Origin of the sequence: Streptomyces sp. MI02-7b, assembly GCF_033793585.1 — a bacterium.
Lineage (GTDB): Bacteria > Actinomycetota > Actinomycetes > Streptomycetales > Streptomycetaceae > Actinacidiphila.
The window spans coordinates 19,445-34,983 of sequence record NZ_JARAWX010000013.1 but is presented as its reverse complement, the minus strand read 5'-3'; the positions used below and the strand labels follow the sequence as shown (position 1 = coordinate 34,983).

At 72.6% G+C, this 15,539-nt stretch carries 17 protein-coding genes; 4 read left to right on the top strand and 13 right to left on the bottom strand.

Features of this window, described 5'->3' with window-relative positions:
• The first annotated feature begins 208 nt into the window (after nt 1-208).
• Both PV364_RS21915 and PV364_RS21910 read left to right on the top strand, forming a co-directional pair.
• Nucleotides 209-982 carry a hypothetical protein gene (locus PV364_RS21915; protein ID WP_319661850.1) on the top strand — a complete coding sequence of 258 codons (774 nt, stop codon included), beginning with the start codon at nt 209-211 and terminating at the stop codon, nt 980-982.
• A gap of 177 nt (nt 983-1,159) precedes the next feature.
• Entirely contained in the window at nt 1,160-1,411 is a 252-nt protein-coding gene (locus PV364_RS21910) for a hypothetical protein (protein ID WP_319661849.1), read from the top strand.
• Between the two features lie 22 nt (nt 1,412-1,433).
• Here the strand turns inward: PV364_RS21910 and der are convergent, their stop codons facing one another.
• The 5 genes from der to aroH form a co-directional block, all read right to left on the bottom strand.
• A complete protein-coding gene (der, locus tag PV364_RS21905) occupies nt 1,434-2,891 on the bottom strand; it encodes a ribosome biogenesis GTPase Der (protein WP_319661847.1) in 1,458 nt (485 codons plus the stop codon).
• Nucleotides 2,892-2,966: 75 nt separating this feature from the next.
• Nucleotides 2,967-3,626, bottom strand: coding sequence for a lysophospholipid acyltransferase family protein (locus PV364_RS21900; protein ID WP_319661846.1), 660 nt, complete (start codon nt 3,624-3,626; stop codon nt 2,967-2,969).
• Entirely contained in the window at nt 3,623-4,312 is a 690-nt protein-coding gene (gene cmk / locus PV364_RS21895) for a (d)CMP kinase (protein ID WP_319661845.1), read from the bottom strand. The genes PV364_RS21900 and cmk overlap by 4 nt, the downstream gene beginning before the upstream one ends.
• Before the next feature lie 134 nt (nt 4,313-4,446).
• Complete coding sequence (locus PV364_RS21890) at nt 4,447-5,532, bottom strand: prephenate dehydrogenase (RefSeq protein WP_319661844.1); 1,086 nt, start codon at nt 5,530-5,532, stop codon at nt 4,447-4,449.
• Entirely contained in the window at nt 5,529-5,891 is a 363-nt protein-coding gene (gene aroH, locus PV364_RS21885) for a chorismate mutase (protein ID WP_319661843.1), read from the bottom strand. The genes PV364_RS21890 and aroH overlap by 4 nt, the downstream gene beginning before the upstream one ends.
• Nucleotides 5,892-6,001: 110 nt before the next feature.
• Here aroH and PV364_RS21880 point away from each other — a divergent pair, with 110 nt between their 5' ends.
• The gene (locus PV364_RS21880; protein ID WP_319661842.1) at nt 6,002-6,364 is read left to right on the top strand and encodes a DUF952 domain-containing protein; all 363 of its coding nucleotides are present in this window, start codon (nt 6,002-6,004) and stop codon (nt 6,362-6,364) included.
• A gap of 317 nt (nt 6,365-6,681) precedes the next feature.
• Nucleotides 6,682-7,392 carry a DNA polymerase beta superfamily protein gene (locus tag PV364_RS21870; RefSeq protein WP_319662050.1) on the top strand — a complete coding sequence of 237 codons (711 nt, stop codon included), beginning with the start codon at nt 6,682-6,684 and terminating at the stop codon, nt 7,390-7,392.
• Here the strand turns inward: PV364_RS21870 and PV364_RS21865 are convergent.
• The 8 genes from PV364_RS21865 to ald all read right to left on the bottom strand — a co-directional run bounded on the left by PV364_RS21865 (nt 7,351) and on the right by ald (nt 15,439).
• Nucleotides 7,351-8,340 (bottom strand): ADP-ribosylglycohydrolase family protein, encoded by a 990-nt coding sequence (locus tag PV364_RS21865; protein ID WP_319662049.1) that lies wholly within the window; start codon nt 8,338-8,340, stop codon nt 7,351-7,353. The two genes, PV364_RS21870 and PV364_RS21865, sit on opposite strands and share 42 nt — an antisense overlap.
• A gap of 20 nt (nt 8,341-8,360) precedes the next feature.
• Nucleotides 8,361-9,143 (bottom strand): DNA polymerase beta superfamily protein, encoded by a 783-nt coding sequence (locus PV364_RS21860; protein WP_319661841.1) that lies wholly within the window; start codon nt 9,141-9,143, stop codon nt 8,361-8,363.
• Nucleotides 9,144-9,243: 100 nt separating this feature from the next.
• Entirely contained in the window at nt 9,244-10,305 is a 1,062-nt protein-coding gene (locus PV364_RS21855) for a pseudouridine synthase (protein ID WP_319661840.1), read from the bottom strand.
• A complete protein-coding gene (gene scpB, locus PV364_RS21850; RefSeq protein ID WP_319661839.1) occupies nt 10,305-10,964 on the bottom strand; it encodes an SMC-Scp complex subunit ScpB in 660 nt (219 codons plus the stop codon). The genes PV364_RS21855 and scpB overlap by 1 nt, the downstream gene beginning before the upstream one ends.
• Nucleotides 10,957-12,180 (bottom strand): segregation and condensation protein A, encoded by a 1,224-nt coding sequence (locus PV364_RS21845; RefSeq protein WP_319661838.1) that lies wholly within the window; start codon nt 12,178-12,180, stop codon nt 10,957-10,959. The genes scpB and PV364_RS21845 overlap by 8 nt, the downstream gene beginning before the upstream one ends.
• A gap of 60 nt (nt 12,181-12,240) precedes the next feature.
• Nucleotides 12,241-12,900 carry a hypothetical protein gene (locus tag PV364_RS21840; RefSeq protein ID WP_319661837.1) on the bottom strand — a complete coding sequence of 220 codons (660 nt, stop codon included), beginning with the start codon at nt 12,898-12,900 and terminating at the stop codon, nt 12,241-12,243.
• Nucleotides 12,885-13,919, bottom strand: coding sequence for a ParA family protein (locus PV364_RS21835; RefSeq protein WP_401976820.1), 1,035 nt, complete (start codon nt 13,917-13,919; stop codon nt 12,885-12,887). Before PV364_RS21835 ends, PV364_RS21840 begins: the two co-directional genes overlap by 16 nt.
• A 404-nt stretch (nt 13,920-14,323) precedes the next feature.
• Nucleotides 14,324-15,439, bottom strand: coding sequence for an alanine dehydrogenase (ald, locus tag PV364_RS21830; RefSeq protein WP_319662048.1), 1,116 nt, complete (start codon nt 15,437-15,439; stop codon nt 14,324-14,326).
• Nucleotides 15,440-15,539 lie beyond the last annotated feature (100 nt).

Sequence of the window (15,539 nt, the reverse complement as noted above, 5' to 3'; positions counted from 1 at the left end):
TGATGCCTTTCACATACGCACGGGGCCCGGGAAGGGCCATCGTTGGACATGGAGTGACCGGCTCCGCACGGCCGTTCACCCTGTGCACGCAGCAAGAGGAGTGCGAGCAAACAAAGCCGTGACTCCCGCCACAGATCGGCCGTTGTCACTGTGTGCCGGGCGAGGCCCGGCAGAGGAGCCCGTAGCCGTACATTCCAAGGAGGCTTTCGTGCCGCCCATGCTCGACGTCAGCGACGAGGTACGAGCCGAGATCGGCGATGAGGAGGCGGCTCGCCTGCTGGCCGGCGACAGCGCGCCGGGCACGTATGACTGCACCTCCTGCCGCACGCCCGGCGACACCTCGACGGAGCGCACCAGCACCGTGCTCTTCGTCGGCGAGGAGACCGCGGTGCTCGCCTTCGCGCACGCCACCTGCATCCCCTCCCAGGTCGTCCCGGTCTCGGAGGAGCAACTGCAGGGCGCCGTGCAGAGCATCTCCGGGAGCGAGGCGCCCCGGCCCGCGGAGGCCGGCGGCACGCCGCGCCAGGCGGTGCTCGGCATCACCTGCGGCCTGATCCTGGTCAAGGACCAGGTCTGTCCGGCCCTGGTCATCGAGCCCACCGGCCCGATCGCCCGGCCCGGCGAGAACGGCCCCGGCGACGACTTCCTGCCGATCCTGATCGAGCAGGGCTTCACGCCCGTCGGTGACCTCACCACCCCGCCCGCCCCGCTGCACGGCTGGTCCGTACTGCTCGCCATGGGCCAGCTGCACGCGATCCTCCAGCCCGGCACGGCCGGCGCGTGGTGGCAGGCGCACCAGCCGCTCGCGGTGAGCGAGGGCTGGCGCGCGGCCGTCAACAAGTCCAACGAGGTGTACGTCTACGCCGCCCCGCACGGCACGATCGGCCAGCAGCCCCGCGAGGACCTGCTGCGCGAGGCGCTGGAACGGGCGTGCGCGCACAGGATGCTCGTCGCGGCGACGATGCCCCTCTCCGGCACCTGAGCCGACCGGCCCCCGTCAAGGCGCGTACGGAAGTCCGTACGCGCCTTTGGCCTGTGCGGGTGTAAATGCGTAATTCATCCGTACGAACCGCATCCCGCGACATTTCCTGATCGTTGGCACGACGTGCACACCTTTGACGCTTCCTCACGAGCCCCGTACCGCAGCCCGATCCCCCCCATGCGCACCGCGCAGGACGCGTCCACGAGCGAGGGCACGCCGATTTACGACGCGCTCTACTCCGAGTACCGCAGGCTGTTCCGCACCCTCCCCGGTGACCGCACGGGCGAGGAGGAACTGCAGTTCAACGGCTTCGGCCCGCGGCACCTGCCGTCGTCCGCCGCCTACCGGGCAGGGCGGCACCGCACCCATCTGACGGGGCCGGCGGCCCTGCCCCCGGGCGCGGCGAACAACCGCCTCGGGGGCCTGTGAGGCAGGCCCCCGAGGTCGGGCGTCACTTCTTGCGGCCGCGCTTCTCGCGGACCCGGACCGACACCTGGATCGGCGTCCCCTCGAAGCCGTACTCCTCACGCAACCGCCGCTCGACGAAGCGGCGGTAGCCGGCCTCCAGGAAGCCCGAGGCGAAGAGCACGAACCGCGGGGGCTTGGTGCCGGCCTGGGTGCCGAAGAGGATGCGCGGCTGCTTGCCGCCCCGGATCGGGTGCGGGTGGGCGGCGACCAGTTCGCCCAGGAAGGCGTTGAGGCGGCCGGTGGGTACCCGGGTCTCCCAGCCCGCGAGGGCGGTCTCGATGGCGGGGACGAGCTTCTCCATGTGCCGCCCGGTCTGGGCGGAGACGTTCACCCGCGGCGCCCACTGGATCTGCACGAGATCCTTCTCGATCTCCCGCTCCAGGTAGTAGCGGCGCTCCTCGTCCATCAGGTCCCACTTGTTGTAGGCGATGACGATGGCGCGGCCGGCCTCGACGGCCAGCGAGATGATCCGGGTGTCCTGCTCGGCCAGCGTCTCGCTGGCGTCGATGAGGACGACCGCGACCTCGGCCTTCTCCAGCGCGGCCGCGGTGCGCAGCGAGGCGTAGTAGTCCGCGCCCTCCTGGAGGTGGACCCTGCGGCGGATACCGGCGGTGTCCACGAACTTCCAGGTCTTGCCGCCGAGCTCGATCAGCTCGTCGACCGGGTCGCGGGTGGTGCCGGCCATCTCGTTGACGACGACGCGCTCCTCGCCCGCCACCTTGTTGAGCAGGGAGGACTTGCCGACGTTCGGGCGGCCGATGAGCGCGACCCGGCGCGGGCCGCCCACCAGGTTCCCGAAGGTCTGCATCGGCGCCTCGGGCAGGGCCTCCAAGATGGCGTCCAGCAGGTCGCCGGTGCCCCGGCCGTGCAGCGAGGAGACGGCGAACGGCTCGCCGAGGCCCAGGTTCCACAGCAGCGCCGCGTCGGCCTCGCCGGAGGGGCCGTCGACCTTGTTGGCGCACAGCACCACCGGCTTGCCGGCCCGGCGCAGCAGCTTGACGACGGCCTCGTCGGTGTCGGTGGCGCCGACCGTGGAGTCCACGACGAAGACCACCGCGTCGGCGGCCTCGATCGCGAACTCGGCCTGCGCCGCCACGGACGCGTCGATGCCGAGCACGTCCTGCTCCCAGCCGCCGGTGTCGACGACCTTGAAGCGGCGGCCGTTCCAGGTGGCCTCGTAGGTCACGCGGTCGCGGGTGACGCCGGGGCGGTCCTCGACGACCGCCTCACGGCGCCCGATGATCCGGTTCACCAGGGTCGACTTGCCGACATTCGGGCGGCCGACGACGGCCAGCACCGGCAGCGGGCCGTGGCCCGCCGCCGCGAGGTCACCGGCGACGTCGTCGAGGTCGAAACCCTCCTCGGCGGCGAGCTCCATGAACTCGGCGTACTCGGCGTCGCCGAGCGCGCCGACGTCGCCGTACTCGTTCTCGATGTCCATGAAAGCTTCTCCGTCGATCGTCAAATGTGCGGGGCCCGGCAAGGGCCGTCTGCCCCAGTGTGGATCAGGGCGGCGCTACGACACGCGTCCCGTGCTGCGCCGGGCGTGGTCCAAGTGGGCGGTCAGGTGCTTCTGGATGCGCACGGTGGCCTCGTCCAGCGCGGTGCGGGTGCGGCGTCCGCTGCCGTCCCCGGCCTCGAAGGGCTCGCCGAAGACGATGTCCACCTTGCCGCGCAGCGGCGGCAGGCCGCGGATCAGCCGACCCGGCCGGGTCGTGCCGAGCACCGCGACCGGCACTATGGGCGCGCCGGAGCGCACCGCGAAGTAGGCCAGGCCCGCGCGCAGCTCGGCGAAGTCGCCCTCGCCCCGGGTGCCCTCCGGGAAGATCCCGAGCACCCCGCCGCGCTCCAGCACGCCCAGGGCGGCCGTGACGGCGGTGCGGTCGGTGCTGTGCCGGTCCACCGGGAGCTGGCCGATCCCGCGCAGGAACGGGTCCAGCGGCCCGACGAACGCCTCTTTCTTGATCAGGAAGTGCACCGGTCGCGGCGAGGTGCCCATGAGTACCGGGCCGTCGACGTAGTGCGCGTGGTTCACGGCGAGGATCACCGGGCCCGAGGCGGGCACCTGCCAGGCACCGAGCACCCGGGGACGCCACAGGCCATTGATGATCCCGATGCCGAGGCGGCGGCCGACGGCCACCCCCTTCGGCCCCGGGATCCCGGACGTGCCGCTCACGAAGCGTCCCGCTTCTCCCCGATCAGGGCGACGATGCGGTCGATCACCTGGTCGAGGGTGAGGTCACTGGTGTCGACCTCGACGGCGTCCTCCGCCTTCGCCAGCGGGGAGGTCTTGCGGCCGGAGTCGGCCGCGTCCCGGCGGACGAGGGCGGCCTGGGTGGCCGCGAGGTCCACCGCGCCGTTGCCGGCGGCCGTCAGCTCGCCGCCGCGGCGGGCGGCGCGGGCCTCCGGCGACGCGGTGAGGAAGATCTTGAGCGTGGCGTCCGGCAGCACCGTGGTGCCGATGTCCCGGCCCTCGACGACGATGCCGGCCGGCGCGCCCGAGGCCGCCGAGCGCTGCAGCTCCACCAGCCGCGCCCGCACCTCCGGCACCGCGCTCACGGAGCTCACCGCGCCGGTGACCTCCTGCGTGCGGATCGGGCCCGACGCGTCCTCGCCGTCCACGGTGATCGTCGGCCCGGACGGGTCCGTCCCGGAGATGATCACGGGCTTCTCGGCGGCCGTGGCCACCGCCGCCGCGTCGTCCACGTCCACGCCGTTGCTCAGCATCCACCAGGTCATCGCCCGGTACTGGGCACCGGTGTCGAGGTAGCTCAGCCCGAGCCTGGCCGCGACCGCCTTCGAAGTGCTGGACTTGCCAGTGCCCGAGGGGCCGTCGATCGCGACGATCACCGGATTCGACACAGTCGGGAGACCTTCCTTGTACGTGGAGCCTTGTGCTGCTGGCGAACGCCATCCCCACAAGGTTACCGGGCCACCCATTCGGCTCCGTACCACGTTTGCGCCACGGCCACCCGGACCTCCCGCCGGGGCCGGGCTCAGGCCCGCAGGTTCCAGCCCTTCTCGCGGAGCGCGGCGGACAACCGGGCGGCGGCCGCGGGCTCGACCATGAGCTGGACGAGGCCGGCCTGCTGGCCGGTGGAGTGCTCGATGCGGACGTCCTCGATGTTGACGCCCGCGCGCCCGGCGTCGGCGAAGAGACGGGCCAGCTCGCCCGGCTGGTCGCCGATGAGGACGGCGACGACCTCGTAGGCCTTGGGGGCGGAGCCGTGCTTGCCGGGGACCTTGGCCTGACCGGCGTTGCCGCGGCGCAGCAGGTCCTCGATGCCGCCGGCGCCGGCCCGGCGCTTGGCGTCGTCGGCGGACTGCAGGGCCCGCAGCGACTCCACGGTGTCGGTCAGGTCGGCGGCGATCTCGGCGAGGACGTCGGCGACCGGCCCGGGGTTGGCCGAGAGGATGTCGATCCACATGCCGGGCTCGGACCCGGCGATGCGCGTGACGTCGCGGATGCCCTGGCCGCACAGCCGCACCGCGCTGTCCTCGGCGTTCTGGAGGCGCGCGGCGACCATGTTGGACACCAGGTGCGGGGTGTGCGAGACGAGCGCGACGGCGCGGTCGTGCGCCTCGGCGTCCATGACCACCGGCACCGCGCGGCACAGCGCGACCAGTTCCAGGGCCAGGTTGAGGACCTCGGTGTCGGTCCGCGGGGTCGGGGTGAGCACCCAGGGGCGGCCCTCGAAGAGGTCCGCGGTGGCGGCGAGCGGGCCGGAGCGCTCGCGGCCGGACATCGGGTGGGTGCCGATGTACGAGGTCAGGTCGCAGCCGAGGGCCTCCAGGTCGCGCCGCGGCCCGGCCTTGACGCTGGCGACGTCGAGATAGCCGCGGGCCAGCCCGCGGCGCTGCGCCTCGGCGACGGTCGTGGCCACATGGGCCGGCGGCACGGCGACGATCGCCAGGTCGACCGGTCCGGCGGGCGGCTCGTCGGTGCCGGCGCCGAGGGCGGCCGCGGTACGGGCGGCGCGCGGGTCGTGGTCCTCCAGGTGCACCTCCACGCCGCGCGCGGCCAGCGCGAGCGCGGCGGAGGTGCCGATGAGGCCGGTGCCGATGACGAGGGCGGTCCTCACTGGGCGATGTCCTTGCGCAGGGCGGCGGCGGCGCCGAGGTAGACGTGGGAGATCTCCCCCTTGGCGAGGTCGCTCTCGACGTGCGCGAGGATCCGCACGACGCGGGGCATCGCGCCGGTGATGTCGAGTTCCTGCGAGCAGATCAGCGGCACGTCGGTGATGCCGAGCTTGCGCGCGGCGACCGCCGGGAAGTCGCTGTGCAGGTCGGGGGTGGCCGTGAACCAGACGCTGATCAGGTCGTCCACCGCGATGTCGTTGCGTTCCAGGATCGCGGTGAGCAGCTCCGCCACCTGTCCGTGCATGTGCTCCGCGTCGTCCCGCTCCAGCTGGACGGCTCCGCGGACCGCTCGTACCGCCACGTCCCTGCTCCCTGTGTCCTCGACCCGCACGTACCTGGTCAGCGTAGTCGGGGAGGCCCGGACGTGGTGGACACGCCCGTCCCGCGAGACGGGCGCGGTACAACTTGGGCATGATCTACCACCTCGTTCCCCTGGACGACTGGCTGCGCGACCCGGACCGGCCGTACGCCCCCTCGTCGCTCGCCGAGGACGGTTTCGTCCACTGCTCGCCCGACGAGGACGTGGCGCTCGCGGTCGCCGACGCCTTCTACCGGAACACGCCGGGCCCGCTGATGGTGCTGCTGATCGACGAGCAGGCGCTGGAGGCCCGCGTGCTGTGGGAGGAGGCCGAACCGGTGCCGCCGCCCGGCGTCCCCGAGGAGACGCGCTTCCCGCACGTGTACGGGCGCGTCAACCGCAGCGCCGTGGTCGGGATGCTGGAGGTGCGCCGGGACGGGGACGGCCGCGCGGTGGCGCTCGCGGTGTGGTCATAGGCTCCGTTTTATCCGAATACGCCGTGTCCGTACCTCCGCGGTGCCCGTCGGCGGCGGCACGGTCCTCGCCGACCGGAAGATCGTGGTGACGCAGCCGGCCGCCGGCGGGTCAAGGCGTTCTCCGCGGTCTGCACGCACCAGGCTGCGTGGTGAAGGACGTCTCCGGGGGCACGATCAACTGCCCCTGCCACGGGAGCGGATTCAAGGTCGCCGACGCATCGGTGGCCGCCGGGCCCGCGCCGCGGCCGCTGGAGCCGCGGCCGGTCACCGTGAAAGCGGGTGAGGTCCGGCTCGCCCGACGCGTACGATCGCGCCCCATGCGCGACCACGACCTCGTACGCCACCACACCGTCTACGCCTGCGTCATGGGCTCCCGGGCCTTCGGCCTGGCCACCGACGGCAGCGACACCGACCGCCGAGGGGTCTTCGTCGCGCCCACCGCGCTGTTCTGGCGCTTCGCCAAGCCCCCGACGCACGTCGACGGTCCCGCGCCGGAGCAGTTCTCCTGGGAGCTGGAGCGCTTCTGCGAACTGGCGCTGCGTGCCAACCCCAACATCCTGGAGTGCCTGCACTCCCCGCTCGTCGAGCACGCCGACGCGACCGGGCGCGAACTGCTGGAGCTGCGCGGCGCCTTCCTGTCCCGGCAGGTCCACGAGACCTTCACCCGCTACGCCCTGGGCCAGCGCGCCAAGCTGGAGGCGGACCTGCGCAACCACGGCGCGCCGCGCTGGAAGCACGTGATGCACCTGCTGCGGCTGCTGGTCTCCGCGCGCGACCTGCTGCGCACCGGCGAACTGCGCGTCGACGTCGGGGACCTGCGGACCCGCCTGCTGGCGGTCAAGCGCGGTGAGGTCCCCTGGCCGGAGGCCGAGTCCTGGATGCACCGCCTCCACGAGGAGGCGGCCGCCGCGGCGGCGCGCACCCCGCTCCCGGCCGAGCCCGACCGAGCGCGCGTCGAGGACTTCCTCGTCCGCGTCCGCCGGGCGTCAGCCGCTGCCGCCGTCCCAGAGGTCGCCGAGGGCCATTAGCTCCTCGCGGTACTCGATCCGCGCCACCCACTCCTGCGGCCACGCCGCCAGGCCCAGGTGGGCGCCCGCGAACGCCCCCGTGAGGCACGCGATCGAGTCCGAGTCCCCCGAGGTGCACGCGGCCCGGCGGACCGCCGTCAGCGGCTCCTGCGGGAAGAGCAGGAAGCACAGCAGCCCGGTCGCCAGGGCCTCCTCGGCGATCCAGCCCGCCCCCGTGGCCAGGCACGGGTCGGCCTCCGGGTCCGGCGCCGCGAGCGCCGCGTCCAGGCGGTCCAGGACCTTCAGGCACTCGTCCCAGCCGCGGCGGGCGAAGTCGGCGGGGCTGTGGTCGTGCGCGAACCGCCACAGGTCGCCGAGCCACCACTCCTGGTACGTCCCGCGGCTCGCGCACGCGTACTCCCGCAGCAGCGCGGGCAGTTCGCCGGGCGTCGCGCCCTGGGCGAGCACGTGCACGGCGTACGCGGTCAGGTCGCTCGCCGCCAGCGCGGTGGGGTGCCCGTGGGTCAGCGCGGCCTGCAACTGGGCGGCACCGGCCCGCTCGTCCGGCGTGAGTCCGGGGACGAGACCCGCGGGGGCGACACGCATGTTGGCCCCGCAGCCCTTGGAGCCGGTCTGGCTGGCCTCCTGCCACCGCCGGTCCTGGTGGTTCAGCTTCTCGCAGGCGACCAGGCAGGTGCGGCCGGGGGCGCGGTTGTTGTCGGGCGAGTGGTACCAGTCGACGTACTCCTCCCGCACCGGCCGGGCGAGCCGGGACGGGGTGAGCCGGCCGCGGTCCGTCGCCGTGCGCAGACCGCGCCCGAAGGCGAGCGTCATCTGCGTGTCGTCGGTGACGAAGGCCGGGCGGGGCAGCTCCATGGAGCGCCACGGCCCGCACTTGGCGAGGATCGCGGGGACGTCGTTGAACTCGGTCGGGAAGCCCATCGCGTCGCCGATGGCGAGTCCGGCCATCGCCCCGGCGGCCGGCCGCCTCACGCCGCCGCCAGCCGGGTGCGCACCACGAGGTCGTGCAGCGCGTCGTACGCGGTCGCGGTCGGCTCCGCGGGCAGCCGGGAGGCCCGCTCGGCGTCCTCCAGGGTGGCCTGGAGGTCCTCGACGTCGGCACGCACCCGGCGCGGGTCGAGGTCCATGGCGAGGCCGTGCTCGGCGTGGGCCTTGTCCCGGATGAGGTCGCGGACGTACTCCGGGGCGGTGAGCTGGTCCAGCAGGGTCGGCAGATGGGCCTCGACGGCGCCGGTGCGCATGAGGTGGATGCCGGTGAGCAGGACGCGGAAGGTGTAGAGCAGCGGTTTGAGTTCGCCGGTCTTCTCGTACAGCGCCCACTGCGTGCGGCCGAAGCCGCGGTAGTGGTGGGCGTGCCGGCTGGTGACGACGCCGGGCGCGAGGTCGACCAGTTGGGCGTGGACCCCGCTGGTGTGCACCACCAGCGGGGACAGCAGCTGCTCCAGGACGTAGCCGTTGCGGCGCAGCATCAGGCGCGCGAACTTCAGCAGGTCGTGGGTGACCAGGTCGAGTTCGAGCCCGTCCTGCTCCCACATGCGGCTCTGCGTCTCCTCCCCCTCCCGCAGCCCTATGAACTCGGCCAGCGGCAGGAGGTGGACGCCGCGCACGTCCACGTCCGAGTCGTCGGAGGGGAACCCGTACAGGTGCGCCCCGGAGACGGTGGCGAACAGCAGCTGGTGCCCCTGCCGGGCGAGCACCGGGGTGAGTTCGGGCAGCCCGGCCTCGCGCAGCCGCTCGGCGTGGATGGTCATCGCCCCATCCTTCCCGGAGGCGGGGCCTGCGGGAAAGTATTTATGGGATGAGAAGTCGATCAGAAGATCCGGCGGCACCCCGGCAGGGGCGGCGGCGGGATCAGAGATCGACCTCGCGCATGAGCATGCCGACCTCGGTGTTGGTCAGCCGCCGCAGCCAGCCGGACTTCTGGTCGCCGAGCGCGATCGGGCCGAAGCTGGTCCGCACGAGCTTGTCCACCGGGAATCCCGCCTCGGCCAGCATCCGGCGCACGATGTGCTTGCGGCCCTCGTGCAGGGTCACCTCGACGAGGTAGTTCTTGCCGGTCTGCTGCACGACGCGGAAGTTGTCGGCGCGGGCGTAGCCGTCCTCCAGCTCGATGCCGTTCTTCAGCTGCTTGCCGATGTCGCGCGGCAGCACCCCGCTGATCGCGGCGAGGTAGGTCTTCTGCACGCCGTACCGGGGGTGGGTGAGGCGGTGGGCCAGCTCACCGTGGTTGGTGAGCAGGATGATGCCCTCGGTCTCGGTGTCGAGACGGCCGACGTGGAACAGCCGCGTCTCGCGGTTGGTCACGTAGTCGCCGAGGCACTGGCGGCCGTCCGGGTCCTCCATCGTGGAGACGACGCCGGCGGGCTTGTTGAGCGCGAAGAACAGGTACGACTGCGTGGCCACGGTCAGCCCGTCGACGCGCACCTCGTCCTTCTCCGGGTCGACGCGCAGGCCCTGCTCGGTGACGATCGTGCCGTTGACCTCGACCCGTCGCTGCTCGATCAGCTCCTCGCACGCACGACGCGAGCCCATGCCCGCCCGGGCCAGCACCTTCTGCAGCCGCTCGCCCTCCTGCTCGGCGCCGGGGAAGGTCTTGGGCAGGTTCAGCTTGGGCTTGTCGTGCCGCGCCCGGTTCCGCTCCTCGATCTGCGCGTCGAGCTCCCGCGGGCGCGCCGGAACGGACTTGCGGGGCTTGCCCGAGGCCCCGCCGGGCCTGCCGCCCCTGCCCTTCCCGGCCTCGCCGGGAGCACCGCCGCCGACGTCGTAGCGGCGCTCCTCCGGACGGGGCCGGCCCGCGCGCTTCTGCTGGTCGTCGCGCCCACCCCCGGACCTCGACCCGGGCGTGCCACCACCGGCGCCCCGGTTGTTCCGGTTGCCACCGCTGTTCCTGCCGCTGCCGCTACTGCTTCGCATCAAGTTTCCGTCGTCGAGTCCGGGTCGAATGAGGGGACGCCCTCCAGGGAGTCCGCCTCGACGGCGTCAGCCTCCGGGAGGAAGGGCGCGAGCTCGGGCAACTCGTCCAGGCCGCGCAGGCCCATTCGCTCCAGGAAGTAGTTCGTCGTCCTGTACAGGATCGCACCTGTCTCGGGTTCCGTCCCACACTCTTCGACCAGACCCCGCTGGAGCAGGGTGCGCATCACGCCGTCGCAGTTGACGCCGCGCACCGCCGAGACCCGCGAACGGGACACCGGCTGGCGGTAGGCGACGACCGCCAGGGTCTCCAGCGCGGCCTGCGTCAGCCGGGCCTGCTGGCCGTCCAGGACGAACTTCTCCACGGCCGGCGCGAAGGCGGGACGGGTGTAGAAACGCCAGCCGCCGGCGACCAGCCGCAGGTCGAAGCCGCGGTTCTGCTCCGTGTACTCCTCGGCCAGCTCGCGCAACGCGGTGGCGACCTCGCGGCGCGGGCGGTCCAGCACCTTGGCGAGGGTCTCCTCGGTGGCCGGCTCGTCCACGACCATCAGGACCGCCTCCAGCGCGGGGCGCAGCTCCAGGTCGGCCGGCGAGAGCAGCCCGGCGGGCGCCTCCCCGGTCCGCTCCCCGGGGACGGCCTCCTCCGCGGATTCGTCAGTCATCCTTCCCGTCCTTCCTCGCCGCGGGGTCCTGGTCGAATTCATCGGTGACGAGCGGCTGCTCCGGTGCGCTCTCGCCGCCCGTCCAGCGGACCCGGAGGTCCCCCAGGGCCTCCTCCTGGTCCAGTGCGACCGCCTTCTCGCGGTACAGCTCCAGCAGCGCCAGGAAGCGGGCGACGACCGTCAGCGTGTCCGGCGCGTCGAAGGTCAGCTCGCGGAAGCTGGCCTCCCCGCGCTCGCGCAGTACGGCGATCACGTGCTCGGCCTGCTCCCGGACACTCACCAGCGGCGCGTGGATGTGGTCCACGTACACCTGCGGCTTCGGCTTGGGCTGCATCGCCTTGACGGCGAGCTGCGCGAAGCGCTCCAAGCCGATGCTCAGCACCACCTCGGGCAGCAGTTCCGCGTGGTGCGGCTCCAGCCCGACGGTCCGGGGATGGTGCAGCGACTCCGCCTCCAGGCGGTCCGCGAAGATCGCCGCGATCTGCTTGTACGCCCGGTACTGCAGCAGCCGCGCGAACAGCAGGTCCCGCGCCTCCAGCAGCGCCAGGTCCTCCTCGTCCTCCACCTCCGCGGCGGGCAGCAGGCGGGCCGCCTTCAGGTCCAGCAGCGTCGCGGCCACGACCAGGAACTCCGTCGTCTGGTCCAGGTCCCAGTCCGGCCCCATGGCGCGGATGTGCGCCATGAACTCGTCCGTGACCTTCGACAGCGCGACCTCGGTCACATCCAGCTTGTGCTTCGAGATCAGTTGCAGCAGCAGGTCGAAGGGCCCCTCGAAGTTCGCCAGCCGCACGGTGAACTTCCCGTCCCCCTCCCCGGCGGGCGCCTCGGGGGTGCGCTCCGGCTCCCGCTCCGGGGCCGCGGGCCCCGGCGGGCCGCTGAGGGCCTCGTGAGGGGCCTGGGGAGCCACGACGGGCTCGGACGGTGCCGGCGCGGCGGAAGGGGCTTCAGGGGCGTCGTCGGGGGCCTGGGCGGGCGCCGGGAGGGGCGCGGCGGGTTCCGCGCGGTCCGCGGGCTCCAACGGCGGCTCGGTCGCGGGCGCGACGGGGGCGGTGCCCTCGATGCCGGGCGGGACGACTGCGGCGGCGCCGTCGGCGGCCGCCGGGGTCACCGGGGTCACCGGAGCCGGTGGCTCCGCGTCCGGGGGCGGCGCGGTACCGGGACCGCGGCCCAGGAGGCGGCGGGAGCGGGAGGAGCTGGCGGAGTCGTCGGAGGGCATTCGGGTCCAGGTCGTGCTGCGGGGCCGTGCGGAGGACGGCACCGTATCGCGCCGGAGGTGTCAGCGGCCTCGGAGGCGGCGGACGAGGATGCTCGCGTCGCCGCGGGACTCCAGGTCGGCGAGGACGACCGCGACGGCCTCGCGGACGATGCGGCCCCGGTCCACGGCGAGGCCGTGCTCGCCGCGCAGGACCAGGCGGGCGTGTTCGAGGTCCATCAGTTCCTCGGCGGAGACGTAGACCGTGATCTTCTCGTCGTGGCGCTCGCGGCCGCTGGGCCGCCGGGGCGCGCGCCCGGACTTGCGGCGCGGCTGCTGCTGGGCCGGCTGCACGGGCTGCGGGACGGCCGGGACGGCCGCGGAGGAGGCCGCCGCCCCGGGGGACCCCGCGGGCGGCTGGAGGGTGCGGCGGCCCGGCTGGCCGGCCGGGGAGGCCTGTTCCGGGACGGGCCGCGCGGCCGGGGCGGTCCCGCTGTCCCGGCCGGTGTGCTCGGCTTCCTCGGCGGGGGCCGCGGATTCCTGTACCGGCGCCTCCTCGGCGCCTTCCGGTTCCTCGGCCGCGGACGGTCCCGCGGGGGCCGGGACGGGCCTCAGGGGGCGGTCCGCGCTGTCGCCGGGAGTCTCACCGTTGGCGTGCTGCCGCGGCGTCGAGGGCTGGAGCCCCCGCCCCCCGGTGGTCCGGAACAGTTCGTCGGCCCCCGGGAGACTCACTCGGCGTGACACCGGGCGAGCACCTCCCTGGCGAGCTGGCGATAGGCGGCCGCGCCCACCGAGTTGGACGCGTACGTGGTGATCGGCTCACCGGCGACCGTGGTCTCCGGGAAGCGCACGGTCCGCCCGATCACGGTGTGGTAGACGTGGTCGTCGAAGGCCTCGACGACGCGCGCCAGGACCTCGCGGCTGTGCACGGTCCGCGAGTCGTACATCGTGGCGAGGATGCCGTCCAGCTCCAGCTCGGGGTTGAGCCGCTCCCTGACCTTCTCGATGGTCTCGGTGAGCAGCGCGACACCGCGCAGGGCGAAGAACTCGCACTCCAGCGGCACGATCACCTGGTGCGCGGCGGTCAGCGCGTTGACGGTCAGCAGACCCAGCGACGGCTGGCAGTCGATGATGACGTAGTCGTAGTCCGGCAGCAGCGGCTTGAGGGCGCGCTGCAGCGAGGACTCGCGGGCCACCTCGCTGACCAACTGCACCTCGGCGGCGGACAGGTCGATGTTGCTGGGCAGCAGGTCCATGCCGGGCACCGCGGTCTTCAGCAGCACCTCGTCGGCCGAGAGCCCGCGCTCCATCAGCAGGTTGTAGACCGTGACGTCCAGTTCCATCGGGTTGACGCCGAGTCCGACGGAGAGCGCGCCCTGCGGGTCGAAGTCGACCAGCAGCACACGGCGGCCGTACTCGGCCAGTGCGGCACCGAGGTTGATGGTCGACGTGGTCTTGCCGACGCCGCCCTTCTGGTTGCACATGGCGATGATCTTCGCCGGGCCGTGGTCGTTCAGCGGGCCGGGGATCGGGAAGTACGGCAGCGGACGGCCGGTGGGGCCGACGCGCTCCCGCCGCTGACGGGCCGCGTCGGGCGCGAGGGTGGCCGCGTACTCCGGGTCGGGCTCGTACTCGGCGTCGGGGTCGTAGAACTGACCGTCCTGCAGCTCTTCTTCGTAGTGCGCCATGGGATTCGGGGTGTGTGCCTCGTTGCCTTGTCCGGGCCGGCGCGCCTCGAAGGTGCGGACGGCCACGGAGCCCACCGCCTCGAGCCTTGAGGAGCCCTCGGCCTGAACGGTCGTTCCTGGCTGACCACCCCCGGGAGCAAATGTCGACTCATTCACAAGTCGTCTTACCTCCTTGGTGACCAGGAAACTTCTCAATAGGTCAGCGTTGCAGCATGCCGACGGTTGGCGACTCTATGGCGTGTCGGTGGTTCACAGCAACACAATCCACCGGACACGGCACGATGTGTCGGCAACCGAACGCGCCGCTGTCAAGGGTGTAACGGGCTCGTCGCGGATGTTTCGCCGAGGGACGAATCGGTGAAACCGTACGGTTCCACGCGAACGGCCGGGCCTTGAACTCCCAAGGCCCGGCCGTGAGTACCGGAGGGGCGGCGCGTTGACGCCGGACCAAAAAGTCGATCAGTCGACTGAGCCGACGATCACGCGAGCAGCGACGCCAGGTCCACTGACTCCATGCCGTGCGCCTCGGCGACCGGGCCGTAAACGACCTGTCCCTCATGGGTGTTGAGGCCCTTGGCGAGCGCGGCGTCCCGGCGCAGCGCCTCGCGCCAGCCGCGGTTGGCCAGCTCCACGATGTACGGGAGCGTCGCGTTGGTGAGCGCGTACGTCGAGGTGTTGGGGACCGCGCCGGGCATGTTGGCGACGCAGTAGAAGACCGAGTCGTGCACCGTGAAGGTCGGCTCGGCGTGCGTGGTGGGACGCGAGTCCTCGAAGCAGCCGCCCTGGTCGATGGCGATGTCGACGAGCACGGAGCCCGGCTTCATCCGGGAGACCAGCTCGTTGGTGACCAGCTTGGGGGCCTTGGCGCCCGGGATGAGCACGGCGCCCACCACCAGGTCCGCCTCCAGGACCGCCTTCTCCAGCTCGAAGGCGTTGGAGACGATGGTCTGCACCTTGGTGCCGAACACCTTGTCCGCCTCGCGCAGCTTGTTGATGTCGCGGTCGAGCAGGGTGACGTGGAAGCCCATGCCGATGGCGATCTGCGCGGCGTTCCAGCCGGAGACCCCGCCGCCGATGACCACGGCCTTCGCCGGGGCCACGCCCGGGACGCCGCCGGGCAGCACGCCGCGGCCGCCGGCCGAGCGCATCAGGTGGTACGCGCCGACCTGCGGGGCGAGCCGGCCGGCCACCTCGGACATCGGAGCGAGCAGCGGCAGCTGGCGGTTGGCCAGTTCGACGGTCTCGTACGCGATCGCGGTGGTGCCGGACTCCAGGAGGGCGTCGGTGCACTCGCGGGAGGCGGCCAGGTGCAGGTAGGTGAAGAGCGTCTGGTCCTTGCGGAGCCGGTGGTACTCCTCCGCGATCGGCTCCTTGACCTTCAACAGCAGGTCGGCGGTCGCCCACACCTCGTCGGCGGTGGGGAGGATCGTGGCACCGGCGGCCACGTACTCCTGGTTCGGGATGGACGAGCCGAGGCCGGCGTCCAGCTCGACGAAGACCTGGTGGCCGCCTCGGACGAGCTCGTGCACGCCGGCGGGGGTGATGGCCACGCGGAACTCGTTGTTCTTGACCTCGCGGGGGATGCCGACCTTCACGTCGATCACGGTCCTTGTGTGGGGAGCGTCGGGTTTGCCAGTGCACAGGTCTCCGACACCCGTCATGCCGGTCGAAAGCAGCTGAATCCAGCCGGAACCG